Origin of the sequence: Thermogemmatispora sp. (assembly GCF_019683635.1) — a bacterium.
Lineage (GTDB): Bacteria > Chloroflexota > Ktedonobacteria > Ktedonobacterales > Ktedonobacteraceae > Thermogemmatispora.
Window position 1 is genome coordinate 1 of sequence record NZ_JADGIA010000043.1, and the last position, 16,136, is coordinate 16,136.

Sequence of the window (16,136 nt, forward strand, 5' to 3'; positions counted from 1 at the left end):
TTTGGTGGTCCGCTTCATTTGTTATTAATAGTCGCGCTCACTTTTGGGCAGATTGCCCAAAAGTGAGCGCCTCTTGCGCAGCTGGAACCGAACAGCTATGATACAGTGCAGGTTTGCTTGCTAAAGGAGTGCTGCCAGCCATGTCCTGGTTCACCAACTCCAGCGCCAACGGCGATGATGAGGCCGGCTCAGCTTCTGAGGCCACCCCTTTCCCTGTCTTCGAGAGCGCTGCCGACCTCTCCGATCTTGGCCTTGTTGAGCCTGCCGAGGCCAGCTATCTTCCTGATGACCCGCCGACCTGGGAGCTGAGCGAGATCCAGTCTCCCCCAGCTCGGGAGGCGCGCCCGACCCGGCAGCTATCCAGTCCACTGCCCGATACCGAGGCAGGGCCGCCGCGCCTCCCCTCAGCCCCAGCTCGTCATCGTCTTCGACTTCGACGCTGGCTTCCAGTGGGAACGTTTCTGTTGGGGCTGCTCAGCGGCGTACTGGCTCTCTGGCTGGTTGCGCTGCTCTTCATCAGTCCGGATCATCCTCCTCTTCCCTCACCATCCCCTGCAGCTGGCGAGAGCGATCTGGTGCTTCAGCTGTCTCCAGCCTACCTGACGGCACTCGTGGCGCGCAATCTCCCTCGGGCCGGCCTGCCCGGTCAGGTGAGCCAGGTGCGCGTCACGCTTCAGCCACGGGCTCTGATCGAGGTCACAGGTCAGGAGACGCTGACCCTCTTCGGCATGGCACTGACACGCCCGTTCTTCCTGCAGGTGCAGCCTGTGATCGTGACCTGTCATCCTCAGGTGCATGTGCTGCACGCCGATCTGGGGGGGCTGCCGGTCACCGGTCTGGCTGCGATATTCGAAGAGCGTTTGAATCAGCAGTTGAGCCAGCAACCTGCTCCGGCGGGTCTACCCGCTGGTTTTCGCTACTGCGCCGTAGCGACCTGGACCACGACCAACGGCCTCTGGATTAGCTATAGCGCCCAGCCGACGGCGCTGCGCCCCTCCCTGCTGGCCGAGAGGACGCCAGGCTAGCCAGTGGCGGCTGGCTTCAGGGGCTGGAAACCAACCCCGGCCCAGATTCGGCGCCAGTAGACCCCACCGTCTGGCAACGGTTTTAGCGTTTTTGCCCGTAAGCCACGATGAAGGCATAGCAGGTCTGCAGGTCGTTGCACTCGCGCTGCATGCTCTGGAGCAGGGCCACCAGGGCCTCGGTTGGAAGCTGGAAACGCTGGGCAACGCGTTCGCTGAGCGCCAGGAATGTTTCGCGGAAATCCAGGGCGATCAGGTGACCGATTGGACCGCCCCACTCGCCAAGTGGGATGGCGACAGTGCGCTGCTGGATGGCGCTCAGACCCGCCTCCTCAAGGTAGCGCGCCAGGGAACGGGCAACGTGGCCTTGACCATCCAGGCCACGAGCCAGCAGGTACTGCCCCATGAGCGAAAAGACCTCTTGCGTCGCCGGGCCAGCGGGAGCGACCTCTGCGCTGCCTTCAATCAGCTCGACCCAGCCGCCGGGGGCTGTCACCCGCGCGAGGTCTTTGACGAGGACTGGCCAGCAGGTGACGGGCAGGGAGAGCGCCAGGAGACGCTGGTGAACGAAGTCAAAGCTGTCGTTGGCAAAGGGGAGGCCATCCAGAAGGTTGGCTCGCACAAAGCGAAAATTTGCTGGCAGATTGGTCGTCTGTTTGATTGGCTCAATGTCCAGGCCGACAACGGTCGCCTGGGGAAACTCTTGACAGAGGTCACAGGCCCACCGCCCTGTTCCACAACCTGTGTCGAGAATGCGGCGCGGTAGGCCGATGGGGGCCAGATAGTTGGCCCCCAAAACCACGCGTAGGGCATAGTGCTGGAGGTCAAGACGGTCAATCTCTCGCAGGTTCTTGGGAAGGGATTGGAGAGAAGGCTGATTGAACTCAGCAGCATGGCCCCTTTCCCCGGAGAGGCCGCTTAGATGCTGCCCTTCTCCTGGGGCCGGCTCACGCTCCGTCGAGTTGGCTTCACTCCCCCCGCCGTGCTTAAAGAACCACCAGGGCATGGTTCCTCCTTTTTCACCTCGCTCTCTAAGATCAGAGAACTCACTCGCAGCGTATCTGTTGGGCCATGCTTGCTCGACATTATGGCTTGTCCTTCCTTCTTCCTACGAAGCGCAAGCGATCGCCAGCGGCTATGTCCAGTCCGCTGCTGCTGTGTCCCTCTCACCCGCCTATGGCCCGTCTCGACGGGCAAGAGCGATACACAGGGATCAAGAGGCCAGCGGACGCCCTCCAGGGCAGGCTCTTGTCTTTCTTTTTTTCTTCTCAGGGGTGAAGAAGCTTCATAGCTGGCTCGCCGGAGACCCCTCCTCAAGAGCTTGCTCTTCCCGGCAAGAGCAGGCGTAGTGACGAGAGGGCCTCAGCTCGGCTGGACTGCTCAGGGCTTGCGCCCGTAGGCGACGATAAAATGATGGCAGGATTTCAGCTCGTTCCATTCCTGCATAGTTGTCTCAAGCAGGGCCAGATAGTCCTCACGCGCTAGCCCGAAGCGCGCCGTCACCGGTCCGCACATAGCTAGCGCCACCTCGCGGAAATCGAGTGCCAGCAGAGAACCAAGACGTCCCCCCCAGTCTCCCAGCGGCACCTCCACAACATGGCGCTCAACCTCGACGAGGCCAGCCTCAGCCAGATAGAGATCCAGAGAACGCGCCACAACCCCCTCAGCATCCAATCCTCGCAGAGCTACCAGTTGCAAGATAATCTGCCGCAGCTGCTGACCTGCAGGTCCCGAAGGGGTCACTTCTGGATGAAGCTCCAGCAACTCAACCCAGCCACCGGGGGCCGTCACTCGCGCCAGTTCCTTCACAGCTCCTGGCCAGGCGGTCAGCGGTAGGGCCGAGTGAAGGAGCCGCTGATGAACAAAGTCGAAACTGTGATCAGCGAAGGGAAGGCCCTTGAGGATATCGCCTGAGACAAAGCGATAGTTCGGTGGGGGGGCAGTCGGGTTCTTGGTCTCTTCGACGTCTAACCCGATAACGGTGGCCTGGGGGTATTCCCGCGCCAGCTCGTAGGCCCATTGCCCCGTACCACAGCCTACGTCAAGAATCTGGCGTGGCTGACGCAGCGGGGCCAGATAGTTCCTTTTCAAGATGGCCCGCAGCACATAATGCTGAAAGTCGAGCCGATTGATCTCCTGGAGATCCTTGGGCAGGACATACGGCTGCTCGTCCAGGTAGCGTCGTCCATCACTGTCACCCAGATGCGGTAAGGTCACCTCGCCTGCCCAGGTGCGTGGGCGCACCGACTGTGGGCTGCTCTCGCTTAGGGGGGAAGCTGCCGGCGCTGCAGCGGGTTTGCGTCGGAAGAACCACCAGCGCATCTTTTCCTCTCTTATTCCTTTCTTTCCAGCGTGCCCCTCCACTCTGCTGGGAGAATGCACGGCTCTGACTCACAACTCTTCTCAGTTTAGGAAAGAGGAGATGGATATGTCAATTCGGATATATAGAGATAGTGCGTGGCCTACAATTTTAACGTATTTTTAATGCACGCCCCGGTAATGATGCGGAGGAGGCTTGAGAAAGCCGATCTGCCCCTTGACAAAATGGATTAGGCAATGCTAATATCCTAGTACACCACTAAGATATTAGCCTGCCCTAATATCGAGAGGGCAGCGAGCGGATCAGCGAAGTGAGACACGTCACAACCGGGTAGAAAGAAGAAGGAAGAGACGAAAGGACTTGCTGGAGTGAGGTACCTACAAGCCTACTTTACCGGGAGTCTTCTACAGCGCACCATCCGTGCAGTACTCCTGCTGGCTGGAGCCGTGGTTGTCGTCGCTCTTGTCTGGCAAGGCGTTACGGCGCAAGGGAATCCCGATCCCACGGTCCCCCATCTGAGTACGGGCGCGGCTATTTTGGATACTGGTTTGCTGGTGTTTCGTGAGGGGCTTGAGACCATCCTCGTGCTGGCGGCGATTACGGCCAGCATGATGGGAAAGCACGACAAATATCGCCGCCCGATTGCGGCTGGAGCTGGACTCGCCCTTCTGGCGAGTCTGATCACCTGGTTTGTGGTGGTTGGTATCCTTAGCCAGGTGAATGCTCCCGAGCTGCACATCCAGGCTGCCACAGGTCTGCTGGCGGTCATTGTCCTCCTCATTATCATGAACTGGTTCTTCCACCGTGTCTACTGGACTGGTTGGATTTCCTTCCATAATCGTCGGCGGCGCAGCCTGCTGAGCCTGGGCGAAGATGAAGAAGCGCGCATTGTCTGGGGCATGGTTGTCTTGGGCTTCACCTCAGTCTATCGTGAAGGCTTCGAGGTCGTGCTCTTCCTGCAGAATCTGCGCATGCAGGTTGGTTCAGGTATTGTTCTCATCGGTGTCTTGATTGGCCTGGCCTTCACGGCCACCGTCGGAGCGCTGACATTCGTGGCTCACCATCGGCTGCCCTACAAGAAGATGTTGGTCCTGACGGGCGTGTTGCTGGGCGTGGTGCTGATTGTGATGGTGGGCGAGAGCGTTCAGGAAATGCAGCTGGCAGGCTGGCTTGGTACTACCCCTGTTCCCTTGCCCATTCCTGACTGGATGGGTCTCTGGTTCGCGGTCTTCCCCAACGTTGAGGGGCTGGTGGCTCAGGCTCTGGCGGCCATCCTGGTCATTGGGTCCTACTTCCTGGCCGAGTATATCCGTGTCTGGCGCCCGCGCCAGCTCGGTGAGCGTCCCGCCGTACGCCCCGAGACTCCCCCGACTGTCGAGGCTGCAGCCTCAGCTACGGAGGTCTCCTCGTAAGGGGCTGTTGACGGTAGCGGCCTGACCTGAAAGCCACAACATCACAGCCACCCTACCATGCCGCGGGGGGAGGCCGGAGAGTGGGAGCATGTCCCATTGCTCTGGCCTCCCCCCGTCTGTTCGCCGGCCCTTCCTTCCTTTCAGATCTGGCGCCCTTTCTCCGCCAGCCCGCCTGGCAGCCTCGGCGGGGGCCTATCCCTTAGAAGTGCTCAAGGACCTGCTCGCAAGCGAGCCGCACGGTCACACGCTGCTCCCTGCTGAAGTGTTCCATCTGCTGGAGCGCCTTTTCTTCGCCATCGTAGTAGCGCGCCAGACGATAGATATCGGCCTGAGCCACCGTCGGGTCGTCGATCAGGCGCACCCGACCGCTGATCGTGACATAGCGATAGCCATCTTCAACGCACAGGGAGACCCGCGGATCACGGCGCATATTCCGCTCCTTCACTCGTCCCACCTTCGTATTCATGAGGATCTCGTCCCCATCGAGCAGGAACCACATGGTGGTCAGGTGGGGAGAACCATCGGCGTTCACTGTCCCGAGGACGCCAAAGCGCGGCTTCTCTTGCAGAAAGGCGCGTGCGCGCTCTGAGAGCGCTGCCATCGATCGTCTGCCTCCTTCATTCCGTTTCTGAGATGCTGATTGCGCAAGCCCCCAGCCCCTGGCCGGGCGGCCAGTTCCGACCGTGGCCAGGAATTGGGAGCTTGCCAGGTGTTCACCCATTCGCGGGCTGAGCCAGGAGAGGCGAGCCCCCTTCTCAGGAGGTGGGTGCCTGCCGCGAGGTTGTTGTCGGCTGACGCAGGGCTGGAATAACGGCCTCGCCGTAGGCGCGGATAAAGCTGCTCTGGTCTCGCCCTACGTTATGGACATGGACCTCGTCGAAACCGAGGTCAAAGAAGCTCTGGATATGACGTCGGTGCTCCTCCAGATCGGGCGAGATCAAGACGCGGCCCTGGAAGTCCTCGGGGCGTACCAGCTGGGCAAAGGCTTCAAAATCCTCCGGCGAGCGAATATCTTGCTTCGGGGCCTTGATGCCACCGTTAGGCCACTCCTTGAGGGCGTTGTTGACGGCCTCCTCGTGGGTCGGCGCCCAGGAGACATGCAGCTGGAGCAGGCGCGGCATCGTGCTCGGGTCCTTGCCGGCCTCGCGCGCCCCCTTCTCAAAACGCTCCAGCAGCATCTTGAGCTTTTCAGGCGGCGCTGCCGGCGTGATCAGCCCATCGCCCAGGCGTCCAGCCGTTTCCGCTGCTTTGGGACCGGAGGCCGCTATCAGGATCGGAGGCGGTGTCTCCGGGCGCGTGTAGAGACGAGCACTCTCCATGCGCAGGTGCTTGCCGCTGTAGCGGACCTTTTTACCACTGAAGAGCAGTTTGATGATCTCGACTGACTCGATCATGCGCTCCAAACGGATCGGCGCCTCGGGCCACTCGCCGCCGACGACGTGCTCGTTCAGCGCTTCGCCGGTGCCGATTCCCAGCCAGAAGCGCCCGGGGTACATGGCTGCCAGGGTGGCTGCGGCCTGGGCAATGATGGCCGGATGGTAGCGGTAGGAGGCGCAGGTGACGCCTGGGCCAAAGGTGAGCTTCTGCGTGGCCAGCCCAAGGGCGCCCATCCAGGACCAGACAAAGGGACTCTGCCCTTGGGTCGGCGTCCAGGGATGGAAGTGGTCAGCGGCCATGACGCCGCCGAAGCCAGCTTCCTCGGCCTCCCGGCACCAGCGCAGGAGGTCGCTGGGATGGAACTGCTCTAAGGCTGCGGAATATCCAACGACTGGCATGGTGTCATCTCCCTGAGACAATGCGAGGAGGACCTGGCGGTCAGCCAGCGCTCGACCAGACCCGAGCGCTGAAGGTCCTCCGGAGTATCGATGTCGAGAGCCAGCCCCGGACTCTCATAGCGGCTATAGGCGAGGTGGCGACGCTGGGCGGCCTCGCAGTAGCGCCGGAAGCTCTCTTCCCCGAACAGATAGGGCAGCAGTAAAGGAGGTCGCAGCAGCAGGGCATTCGTGCCCTGACCATCGTGGGCTGGTGCCAGCACCACCGGATAACGCCGGCCCCGCTCCAGCAGCGCCTTGACCTCCTCGGGCTTGAGCAGCGGGAGATCGGCGGAGATGGTGAGCAGTGTCGCCACCCCTTCGGTTCGCAGGCGCCAGGCCGCGGCCTCCAGCGCTGCGTTGTGCCCTGGCTGCTCCTCGGGCCATCCCTCCGCTCCCCAGCTGACTGCACAGGTGCGCACATGCGCGTCCGCGCTCACGACCACAATCCTGGAGAGCTGGCCACTGGCCTGCAGTGTGGCCACAACGTGGTGGAGCATGGTCAGCACCAGCTGGGCGCGCTGGGCGGGCGTTAAGTAGCCCGCCAGCCGGCCCTTGGCAGCCGCCAACGCTTTCACTGGGATCAGCGCGCTGCAGCGAGTTGGGAAGGCCGCCACCAGTTCTCTCCCTTGCTCTTGTTCCGGTTGAGCCACCACAGTAGTCGCCACTCCCGAATCGTTTGTTCCCGGACTAGACGGCACGTGCACAGCTGTGCAGCACCTCGCGCGCCAGATGAATCTTGGCCTCGTTATCGCGCATGATGGTGTCAGTGACCAGCACTCGCGGGCCAAGGGCCTCTATGGCCGGCGCCAGGGCTGCGTCTTGCTGGTCGATGACCATGACATCAAGAAAGTCGGCGTAGCAGCGGGCCACACCCAAGGCGGAGACCTCGTATCCGAGGCCGCGCATGAGCTTATCCGCTGGCCCTTTGAGAGGAGCGCCGCCCACGATGGGACTGATGGCGGCCACCGTGGCGGAGGTCGCCTGCAGCGTCTCACGCACGCCGGGCAGGGCCAGAATGCTGCCGATGCTCACGATAGGGTTGCTCGGGGCGAGCAGCACCGCCTCGGCCTGGCGCAGCGCCTCAAGAACGCCCGGGGCTGGTCTGGCCTGCTCGATGCCAACAAAAACAACCCCCTGTACCTCATCCGCGCAGCGTCGCTTGACCATGTACTCTTGAAAATGGAGGAGGCCGGCGGGGGTCTGGATATGCGTCGCCACCGGCTCATCGCTCATGGGCAGGATACGTACCGTCAGCCCAAAAAGGCGACGCAGCTCATCAGTCACCTCGCTGGGCGTGCGTCCCTGGCGCAGGCGCAGGGTGCGATGGATATGCGTCGCCAGGTCGCGATCTCCGAGCAGAAACCAGTCTTCGTGGCCATAGCGGGTGAGCTGCTGCATGACGTGATAGGTGTCGTCGCGAATGCCCCAGCCGTGGCGCTCGTCCACGACGCCGGCCAGCGTATAGATCACAATGTCGATATCGGGCGAGACATGCAGTCCATAGAACTGACGATCATCGCCCGTGTTGACGATGGCGGTAACCTCCGCCGGCGGAACCACCTGGACGACACCCTGTAGAAAGCGCGCTCCCCCAACACCACCGGCGAGCACAACAATCATGGCTCTCTCGCTACTCCCTTCTCTTCGCTTGCTCTGGCTGCCTGCTCATCCCTACGGTCTCCATCCACTGCTCTCACTGTCCTGGCTACTGGCCACCGCTCTGACTATCCTGACTATCGAGACGAATCACGAGAGCCTCCAGGGGCAAACGAGGCCGTCGTTTGGGGTCGGCGGCGGCATAACCCAGAGTGATCAGGGCCTGGGGCTGCAGGCGCTGATCCAGATCGAGAGCCTCGCAGACGATGGAGGGACAGAAGAGGGGGGCACACATCCAGCCCGTATCAAGGCCCAACTCGTAGGCCATCAAGAGCATATTCTGCACGGCAGCTCCCAGACTCTGAATCGCCATGATGCGCTCGTTCTCCTGGCGCTCGGCATCAGGATAGCGATCCAGGTCTTCCAGGTACAGGCAAGGGAGGATCAGCACCGGAGCCTGTCGGATACGCTGGCGCGATTTCTCCAGCCGTAGAGCAATGATCTCCTCCGGCTGCTGATCTAGCCGTAGCTGGGCCTCCCAGGCCGCGCTCATCCGCTCAATCAGCCGCTCCTTGCGCTCCCGTTCGCTGAAGACGACGAAGCGCCAGGGCTGGCGGCCATGCGGTGAGGGGGCCCAGCGAGCAGCCTCTAAGACTTGCTCCAGCAGCGCCTCGGGAACTGGGCGCTGCTGGAGAGCACGCACACTGCGTCGGCTCCGCAAGAGCGTCAGCAGATCGCCGGCTCGTTGGGAGACGGTCACAGCTCGTTCACAAGCAGTTGTCACGGCTCGTTCGCTCTACCTTCTCTGTTTGTCATCAGGCCGACCCGGCGGCGGAGCCAGCGATGGAGGCTCCGGCTGTCCGGGGTAGCTCGATCACCATCAAGGGCAGGGAACAAGTCACGCCGGCAGATCTCTCTCGGTGATCTCCCGGCCAGACCTGGCAGAAGGCTAACGAAACAGATCGCTGGCCGCATCGCGCAGCAGCGGCCCGACCCCGCCCGCCGTGGGGATATAGGGATAGCCGCGGATCAGCGCGACGGGAACGCCAGCGCTCTTTCCCATCACCAGCTCGGCAGCCGCCGCTAGCTCATCGGCAACAGCAATGGCGCTGACGCGCAGCTCGCGGCCATAGGCATCGGGCTCGCCTCGATAGTCCCTGATCGGAGCCAGCCCGGCCACCCCGATAGCCATGTTCACCTGGCCATTGCGCCAGGGACGCCCCCAGGTATCGGAGATGATGACCGCTAGCTCCTTCAGCGGCTCGCCTTCTGGCGCCCAGTGGGAGGCCGCGGGAGACGCCAGGGACAACAGACGCTCCCGCAGCGTGCGCGCCGAAAGGTCGGGATCGCGCGGCAAGAGGCTCACCTGGTGCTGGTCAGCGAGATTGGACTCATCCACGCCGGCATTGGCACAGACAAAGCCGTGATGCGTCTCACAGATGAGTACACCGCGATCCATGCGCACCAGCCGCCGCGTCTCCTGCAGAATCACCTCCACATGGCGGGGGTCCTTGCCGCTCTCACGGGCAATTGTCAGAGCGAAGGCCGAGGGGGTCACTTCCTCCAGACGAACCAGTCGCCCTTCAGCCTTCGAGACGATCTTTTGGGTGACCACCAGAATATCGCCATTAACCAGCGTCACCCCCTGGGCCTGCAGGGCCGCAGAGATGATAACCCCCAGGTCACTCCCTGGGGTGATTTCGCCAATACCTGTGACGGGGATGATCCGTAGTTCCGCGCCCATACATCCTCCTGGGTGAGTATTATATTTCGCAACTCGCTCCTTCTGCAAATGCGCCGTCGGCAGGCCAGAGGTGGTGACTGCCCTCTCGGTCAGATGCTGGTCACGCCGTGACCCAACGGACTAGAATGAAGAGAGGAGAGAGCGCCAGCAGTTCGCTGGCTCGCTCAGCTCTTGTCTTGCGGACCCACGCAGGGAAAACTGGCTTGGCGGGCGAGGCCGCCAGCCGCCTCGGCTTTACCCTGACGGTCCCTCCCCGGCCTCCCTGTACCGGACCCGCGAGCACTAGTGAGAGGAGACGGAGAGAACGCCTATGATCCGAGCACTGGCACGGTTGTTGTTGGCCGTGATCTTCATCAAGGGAGGTGCCGACACCTTCCTCAATCCGGGAGGCCGTCCGGCGCGAGTCGCGCGCTTTGGCATTGCGCAGCCGGAGCGCGCTGTCGTGCTCAATGGGGCCACTATGGTGGTTGCCGGCAGTGCCCTGGCCCTGGGCTGGTTCCCGCGCCTGGCGGCTGCCGTCCTGCTCGCTGTGCTGGTCCCCACGACCATTGTCGGCCACCCCTTCTGGCAGGAGAGCGATCCTCAGACCCGCCAGATGCAGCAGAATCAGTTCGCCAAGAATCTGGGGCTGATGGGAGGATTGCTGCTTGTGCTCCTTGAAGAAAGCAGGACGAAGGCCGCCCGGAGCCGGGCCCAAAGTTAGGCAGGCCCAGCAGCGCTCAGCGAACCAGGTCGTGGACCAACTGTAGCGACCCGTTTGGTTTGGGGCAAAGTCCGCAGAGGACGGCTCTCCAGGCGGGTCGCACTGACCGCTCTCTGGCCATCCATACACGCCCTCTTGCACCGCTCCTGCGCTCTGTGTCATAATATCGACAAAGACGAAAACAAGACCTTCGGGGCAGGGTGCAATTCCCGACCGGCGGTATGGCGGCCACACGCCAGCAGGTTAACACGCCTACCTGTGCGCTACCTACTATGCCACAGCCGCGTGTGAGCTGCCAAGCCCGCGACTCGCTGCGCGTCCTTGAGGGTGGTTTGACAGTCTGTCAGGCCGGACAGCCTTGATGGCTGATGGCAACCCCCAGTGACCGGCGCCAGCGATGGATTCGGTGAGAGGCCGAAGCCGACGGTGACAGTCCGGATGGGAGAAGGCTTGGTATCTCGCGAAACGGACGAGTTGATCCTCCGCTTGCTACCAGCAGCAGGCGCCTGGAGCAGCGCAGCCGACTGGTCACGCTCTCCGTCAGCGCTTTCCTGCGTCTCCCTCACATGCTCCCCGGGTCGGTTGAACTGACAGTGTGACTGTTGTTTCCCTGGACGTGACCGCGCAGGTCCGTGTCTACCGTGGTCCGCCACGGGAGCAGCTGGGGCGCTGTCATGAGAACAGATCACCGAGGGCAATGATGGGTATCGACACTTCTACCTCAGCCAGCGAGCATCTCTCGCTCGACCTGCCTCGCCAGGACCAGCAGAGAGAGGCCGCGGAGCAGACAGGCCGCGGAAGCACACAGGCCGCCAGAATCAAGGGGCCCCGCCGTCGACAAGCCACAGCCTTGGCCCTGGTGCCCCCTCTGTCGGTGGCGGTCGTACTGCTGAGCCTATGGTATTTTGGCAGTGCCTACTGGCATATCAATCCGCTCTTCTTACCGTCCCCTGCCGACGTCTGGCAGCGCCTGCTGGACGGCTTCAGCTCGGGCCTCTTCGAGGTCAATGCCCTGGCCACCATTGAAGAAAGCCTCCTGGGTTTCCTGCTGGCGGTCGTCATCGGGTTGCCGCTGGGCTATGGCCTGGCCAAATCACGCCTGATCGCCGCCACCGTCCAGCCCTATCTGGCTGCCGGTCAGGCGATCCCAGCTATCGTCATCGCCCCGTTCCTCGTGCTCTGGCTGGGCTATACCTTGCTTCCGACAGTCATTCTGTGTATGCTGGTAGTGCTCTTTCCAATGGTGATCACCACAGCACTGGGTGTGCGCACCATCGATCGCTCCATTTTGGATGCGGCGCGCGTTGATGGGGCCGCCGGCTGGTCACTGCTGACCGCCATCGAGTTTCCTCTGGCGCTGCCGGCCATCCTGGCAGCGGTGCGCACCGGGCTGACACTCTCGATTACCGGCGCCCTGGTAGGTGAGTTTGTCGCCGGCGGTAATCAGGGGCTAGGGGGCCTCATCTTGCAAGGACAGCACCAGTATGATACACCGTTTATGTTCGCAACACTGGCGTTGCTTGCCGCGCTGGCGGCAGTCTACTACGGTCTTGCCTGGCTGCTGAGCAAACTGGCCGAAGCCGTCTATTGAAGGTCCCGCTTCGGCCTCCCTACCACGCTGCTCGGCGCCGCTGGCCAGCCAGCGTGCCGCTCCTATGCCCAGTCGCTCACTCACGACACGCAAGCTCTGTTGTGTTGTACGTATGGGGGATTTTGTGCCTTATGCGGAAGATCACGCATTTTGTGTTTGTTAGTTGTCTGCTCGTATTTTCCCTCTTGCTCGGCGCCTGCGGCCAGTCGGCGGGGCAAGGCTCGCCCGCATCCAATGGGGGAAAGACACTGACGGATGTCACCATTGGTCTGGGCTACATCCCGGACATTCAGTTCGCGCCCTTCTACGTCGCTAAAGCCAAAGGCTACTATAGCCAGGCTGGACTGAACGTGACCTTCAATCATGGAATCGTCACCGACCTGGTTGGTTCAATGGTGGCGGGACGCAACACCTTTGTCTTCGCCAGCGGCGATGAGGAGCTGACGGCTCGCAGCAAGGGGGTGCTGGCCGTCAACGTGGCCACCATTTTCCAGCGCTATCCGGTCTGCCTGATCGTGCCGGCGGATTCGCCGATCCGCACGCTGGCTGACCTCAAAGGCCACAGCGTCGGGGTACCTGGCCCCTACGGCGCGACCTATGTCGGGCTACTGGCTCTGCTCTACCACGAGCACCTGAGCGTCAACGACATTCAACTGCAGTCCATTGGCTTCACTCAGGTTGCCGCCTTGCTTGGCCACAAGGTCGATGCCGTGATGGGCTATTCGAATAATGAGCCACTGCAGCTGCGCCGCCAGGGCTTCCCCGTGCGCACTTTTGAGGTCTCGGACTACCAGCCGCTGATCTCCAACGGCATCGTGACCTTGCAGACCACCTTGCGTCAGCAGCCACAGATGGTGCGGGCCTTCGTGCAGGCAACGCTGCGGGGGCTGCGCGAGGTCATTGCCAATCCCGAGGAGGCCCTGCAGCTCAGCAAGAGCTATGTGCCCGGCATGGATCTGGAGAAGGCCAGGGAAGTCCTGCAGGCGACCATTCCTGTCTGGCGGGGCAACGGCCACCTCGGCTACAATGATCCCGCCACCTGGCAGGGCACAGCCACCTTTATGGCCGCCCTCAAGCTGATTCCCGCTGTGCCCGATGTCAGCGCCGCCTACACGAACCAGTTTGTAGCCTAGCCAAGAAAGCTGGTCCCTGAACCTGGAGTGAAGAGCGGGGAGCGCGGACGTTTGGAGCAGGCAGCATCGGGGCCAGGGCAGACAGACTGCCCGCTTGATGTGGTATGCTTAAGGCAGAGCTATCAGCCTCGCCCCACCCGGCGCGCCCCAGCTCAGGGGTGCAGCAGGTTGGCCTACTTTTGCCAGTGATTGAGCAGCGCCTCCGCAGGTGGCGCCACCTGCTCGTGGCCACACCTGACCCGGGGGCGCTGCCCACCAAGGAGGACATGATTACAGCCCTGATTTTCGACTTCGACGGTCTCATTCTGGAAACAGAGGTGCCGGAGTTTTTGGCCTGGCAGGAGCTATACGAGCGCTACGGCCAGCGCTTCGAACTGGAAGCCTGGCTTCCCTACATCGGCATTGGCCCCACCTCCAACCCCTTTGATCCCCTACGTGAGCTAGAGCGTCGCCTGGGGCGCTCTTTCTCACTGGAGGAGCGCGAGTCGCTGCGGCTGACACGGCGAGAGCGCTGCCGCCAGCTCTTAGAAGGACAGCCTGTGGCCGAGGGGGTGCTGGACTACCTGGAGACGGCCCAGCGGCTCGGGCTGCGTCTAGGAGTGGCCTCCTCCTCATCGCGGCGCTGGGTTGTTGGCCATCTAGAGCGCCTCGGTCTCCGTTCGCGTTTCCAGTGCATCTGCTGTGGCGACGATGTCCAGGTTACCAAACCTGACCCAGCGGTCTACCTGGCGGTCTTGAGCTGCCTGGGAGTCAGGGCCGAGGAGGCCATCGCTTTGGAGGATTCGCCCAATGGGGTACGTGCGGCACGGCGGGCGGGCATCTTCTGCGTGGCCGTTCCCAGTGTGCTCACCCGCCATGCTGCCTTCTCCGACGAAGCCGCGCCCGATTTGCAACTGGAGACCTTGAGCGCGCTCCCCCTGGAAGAACTTCTCCAGCGCGTCGCTGCCCTGCGGGCCAACGGATCGCGCTGATCTCTTCGCCACTGGCAGTCAGGCGGAGGGTAGCGCGCGCGGCAGCGTGGCTGGCCGGATTGACGGGAGAGGAACTCTCTCAGGAGATCACTCCGGTGGCTCCGTATGGATGGCGACCGAGCCGAGGCGGGGATACTCTTGACGCAGGGCGCGTTGCACCTCCTCGGCTTTGAGATGGGCCTGGCTCAGCGGTATCTCGGGGGCGCAGGTGATATGGAGAACCAGATCCAGCTCATCTTCGCGCCCGTTTGCACTTGCCAACTTTTCTCCCTGCCGCCGCTCCTTGCACAACTCAGTCCCGGTGGTTCGCTCATCTGCCCGGCATGAGCGATAGAGGTGAATGTCGTGAGCGCTGCCCGGGCCAGCCACGGCATCAGCAAGCTGACGAATGTGCTGGACCATCTCAGGATAGTCACTTGTGACATCCTGACGGCGCTCGATCGTCGCGGTTGGTGCCTCCAGGTGCGTGGTGACACGCTGCAACTGGGCGTTGCCGCGCAGGACCGCCTCTTCGAGACGCGTGGCCGCTGCATGCGCGCTGGCCAGGTCCATATCGGCCTCCACTTCGATGTCGAAGTCTGCCTCCAGCTTGCCCCCTACCTCGCGCACGCGAATATCGTGGGCCCGAATCCCCTGCTGCTGGGCCAGATAGTGGATCTGTTCACGCACGGTCTCCTCGGCGCTGGCCACCGGCTCCAGATGAACAACCACATCAGCCTCCGCCTGGGGAGCGTGTGCATGTACCCCAGCGATGGCGGCCTGCTCGACGCGCTCGCTGAGAGCATGCGTCTCCTCGAACGTGAAAGAGCGTGGGGCGGCCACCACCACATCGGCAAAGATCTTATTGCCGGCGCGGCGCACGCGTATCCGCCGCAGCTCGCTGACTCCCTCAACTTGCCGGATGGCCTCCTCCAGGTGCTGCAACAGCTCCTCGGGAGCGCGATCGAGCAAGGCGTCAACCGTCTCGCGCGTCAGGCGCAGCGCCACGGAGATCACGATCAGCGAGACTCCGAGCGCGGCAACGGCGTCGGCTTGCTTCACCCAGGATGGCAGATGCCAGATCTCGGCCAGGCGCAGGACCAGCAGGCCCGCAATGACAATAGCAGAACTCCAGATATCGGTGCTGAAATGGAGGGCATCGGCCTCCAGGGCCTGGCTGCCCAGACGACGCGCCACGCGCAGCAGGGCACGCGAGCGCGTAATATCGACAGCGATCGAGATGGCCATCACTACCAGCGCCAGGATGCTTGCCTCGACATGCCCTTCCCCCAGGATCAGGCGGCGCAGGGCTTCATAGATGATCCAGAGAGCCGTAGCCAGCAGCAGGATGGCCTCGAAGAGCGCTGAGAGGTTCTCGATCTTGGCATGGCCATAGTTATGGGTGGCATCGGCGGGCCGGTCAGCGACTCGCACGGCCAGGAAGGTCATCAGAGCCGCCGCCAGGTCCAGGCCGGAGTGAGCCGCCTCAGCCAGGATTCCCAGGCTGCCGCTGAGCAAACCAGCTACGAGCTTCAGGACGGTCAGTCCAACCGCCGCCCCCACCGAGGAGAGCGCGACAAGCATCTTCTCCCGATGTGCCTCTCGTGCTGCTAACATGCGCTTCGTTCCTCATCCTCATCTAGCAGTCAGTGCTCAAAATGGACATGGGTGGGTGACCAGCCACGGCGCGGCGGCTGCCGCTGTCGTCGGATCTGGTTTGCCAGGCGGGTGCTCTTCGCCGCTCACCGCTCGCCGCTGCCGCCTGGCGGCACACCCCCAGTAATATACTCGATTGTCGGCTCAGTAGGAAAGGGCAGGAAAGGAAGGAAAACCGCAGCTCTTTCATCCAGT

15 protein-coding genes and 1 riboswitch are annotated in these 16,136 nt (G+C 62.5%); of the genes, 6 read left to right on the top strand and 9 right to left on the bottom strand.

The genetic code is table 11. From position 1 onward, the window contains the following. The first annotated feature begins 140 nt into the window (after positions 1–140). Complete coding sequence (locus tag IRZ31_RS07080; RefSeq protein ID WP_297151589.1) at positions 141–1,025, top strand: hypothetical protein; 885 nt, start codon at positions 141–143, stop codon at positions 1,023–1,025. 82 nt (positions 1,026–1,107) lie between these two features. On the opposite strand, the gene IRZ31_RS07085 is transcribed toward IRZ31_RS07080, so the two are convergent. Next, positions 1,108–2,028 carry a class I SAM-dependent methyltransferase gene (locus IRZ31_RS07085; protein ID WP_297151592.1) on the bottom strand — a complete coding sequence of 307 codons (921 nt, stop codon included), beginning with the start codon at positions 2,026–2,028 and terminating at the stop codon, positions 1,108–1,110. Positions 2,029–2,402: 374 nt separating this feature from the next. Then, a complete protein-coding gene (locus tag IRZ31_RS07090; protein WP_297151595.1) occupies positions 2,403–3,344 on the bottom strand; it encodes a class I SAM-dependent methyltransferase in 942 nt (313 codons plus the stop codon). 366 nt (positions 3,345–3,710) lie between these two features. Here IRZ31_RS07090 and IRZ31_RS07095 point away from each other — a divergent pair, with 366 nt between their 5' ends. Next, complete coding sequence (locus tag IRZ31_RS07095) at positions 3,711–4,754, top strand: FTR1 family protein (RefSeq protein WP_297151600.1); 1,044 nt, start codon at positions 3,711–3,713, stop codon at positions 4,752–4,754. Between the two features lie 199 nt (positions 4,755–4,953). Here the strand turns inward: IRZ31_RS07095 and IRZ31_RS07100 are convergent, their stop codons facing one another. From IRZ31_RS07100 to cofE, 6 genes are all read right to left on the bottom strand, one after another. Continuing rightward, positions 4,954–5,355: a PPOX class F420-dependent oxidoreductase gene (locus tag IRZ31_RS07100; protein WP_297151603.1), complete on the bottom strand. Its 402-nt coding sequence runs from the start codon at positions 5,353–5,355 to the stop codon at positions 4,954–4,956. A 154-nt stretch (positions 5,356–5,509) separates the two neighbouring features. Further along, a complete protein-coding gene (locus tag IRZ31_RS07105) occupies positions 5,510–6,529 on the bottom strand; it encodes a TIGR03557 family F420-dependent LLM class oxidoreductase (protein WP_297151606.1) in 1,020 nt (339 codons plus the stop codon). Further along, complete coding sequence (gene cofC / locus IRZ31_RS07110) at positions 6,499–7,272, bottom strand: 2-phospho-L-lactate guanylyltransferase (protein ID WP_297151609.1); 774 nt, start codon at positions 7,270–7,272, stop codon at positions 6,499–6,501. Before cofC ends, IRZ31_RS07105 begins: the two co-directional genes overlap by 31 nt. Further along, a complete protein-coding gene (cofD, locus tag IRZ31_RS07115; RefSeq protein ID WP_297151613.1) occupies positions 7,256–8,188 on the bottom strand; it encodes a 2-phospho-L-lactate transferase in 933 nt (310 codons plus the stop codon). The genes cofC and cofD overlap by 17 nt, the downstream gene beginning before the upstream one ends. A gap of 85 nt (positions 8,189–8,273) precedes the next feature. Beyond that, the gene (locus IRZ31_RS07120) at positions 8,274–8,948 is read right to left on the bottom strand and encodes a nitroreductase family protein (RefSeq protein WP_297151615.1); all 675 of its coding nucleotides are present in this window, start codon (positions 8,946–8,948) and stop codon (positions 8,274–8,276) included. A gap of 165 nt (positions 8,949–9,113) precedes the next feature. Next, entirely contained in the window at positions 9,114–9,908 is a 795-nt protein-coding gene (gene cofE, locus IRZ31_RS07125; protein ID WP_297151618.1) for a coenzyme F420-0:L-glutamate ligase, read from the bottom strand. Between the two features lie 310 nt (positions 9,909–10,218). Here cofE and IRZ31_RS07130 point away from each other — a divergent pair, with 310 nt between their 5' ends. From IRZ31_RS07130 to IRZ31_RS07145, 4 genes are all read left to right on the top strand, one after another. Beyond that, a complete protein-coding gene (locus IRZ31_RS07130; protein ID WP_297151621.1) occupies positions 10,219–10,611 on the top strand; it encodes a DoxX family protein in 393 nt (130 codons plus the stop codon). 182 nt (positions 10,612–10,793) lie between these two features. Then, positions 10,794–11,065: riboswitch (FMN riboswitch) on the top strand. Positions 11,066–11,308: 243 nt separating this feature from the next. Beyond that, positions 11,309–12,202 carry an ABC transporter permease gene (locus IRZ31_RS07135; protein WP_297151624.1) on the top strand — a complete coding sequence of 298 codons (894 nt, stop codon included), beginning with the start codon at positions 11,309–11,311 and terminating at the stop codon, positions 12,200–12,202. A gap of 131 nt (positions 12,203–12,333) precedes the next feature. Continuing rightward, positions 12,334–13,335 (top strand): ABC transporter substrate-binding protein, encoded by a 1,002-nt coding sequence (locus IRZ31_RS07140; protein WP_297151627.1) that lies wholly within the window; start codon positions 12,334–12,336, stop codon positions 13,333–13,335. 185 nt (positions 13,336–13,520) lie between these two features. Then, entirely contained in the window at positions 13,521–14,306 is a 786-nt protein-coding gene (locus IRZ31_RS07145; protein WP_297151662.1) for an HAD-IA family hydrolase, read from the top strand. Between the two features lie 87 nt (positions 14,307–14,393). On the opposite strand, the gene IRZ31_RS07150 is transcribed toward IRZ31_RS07145, so the two are convergent. Continuing rightward, positions 14,394–15,902 carry a cation diffusion facilitator family transporter gene (locus tag IRZ31_RS07150; protein ID WP_297151630.1) on the bottom strand — a complete coding sequence of 503 codons (1,509 nt, stop codon included), beginning with the start codon at positions 15,900–15,902 and terminating at the stop codon, positions 14,394–14,396. Between the last annotated feature and the right edge of the window lie 234 nt (positions 15,903–16,136).

What these genes read in the sequence shown, in the direction of transcription:
- IRZ31_RS07090 (WP_297151595.1), bottom strand. Translation starts at nt 3,344, where the DNA reads ATGCGCTGGTGGTTCTTCCGACGCAAACCCGCTGCAGCGCCGGCAGCT.
- IRZ31_RS07100 (WP_297151603.1), bottom strand. Translation starts at nt 5,355, where the DNA reads ATGGCAGCGCTCTCAGAGCGCGCACGCGCCTTTCTGCAAGAGAAGCCG.
- IRZ31_RS07135 (WP_297151624.1), top strand. Translation starts at nt 11,309, where the DNA reads ATGATGGGTATCGACACTTCTACCTCAGCCAGCGAGCATCTCTCGCTC.
- IRZ31_RS07080 (WP_297151589.1), top strand. Translation starts at nt 141, where the DNA reads ATGTCCTGGTTCACCAACTCCAGCGCCAACGGCGATGATGAGGCCGGC.
- IRZ31_RS07150 (WP_297151630.1), bottom strand. Translation starts at nt 15,902, where the DNA reads ATGTTAGCAGCACGAGAGGCACATCGGGAGAAGATGCTTGTCGCGCTC.
- IRZ31_RS07085 (WP_297151592.1), bottom strand. Translation starts at nt 2,028, where the DNA reads ATGCCCTGGTGGTTCTTTAAGCACGGCGGGGGGAGTGAAGCCAACTCG.
- IRZ31_RS07130 (WP_297151621.1), top strand. Translation starts at nt 10,219, where the DNA reads ATGATCCGAGCACTGGCACGGTTGTTGTTGGCCGTGATCTTCATCAAG.
- IRZ31_RS07140 (WP_297151627.1), top strand. Translation starts at nt 12,334, where the DNA reads ATGCGGAAGATCACGCATTTTGTGTTTGTTAGTTGTCTGCTCGTATTT.
- cofE (WP_297151618.1), bottom strand. Translation starts at nt 9,908, where the DNA reads ATGGGCGCGGAACTACGGATCATCCCCGTCACAGGTATTGGCGAAATC.
- cofD (WP_297151613.1), bottom strand. Translation starts at nt 8,188, where the DNA reads ATGATTGTTGTGCTCGCCGGTGGTGTTGGGGGAGCGCGCTTTCTACAG.
- IRZ31_RS07105 (WP_297151606.1), bottom strand. Translation starts at nt 6,529, where the DNA reads ATGCCAGTCGTTGGATATTCCGCAGCCTTAGAGCAGTTCCATCCCAGC.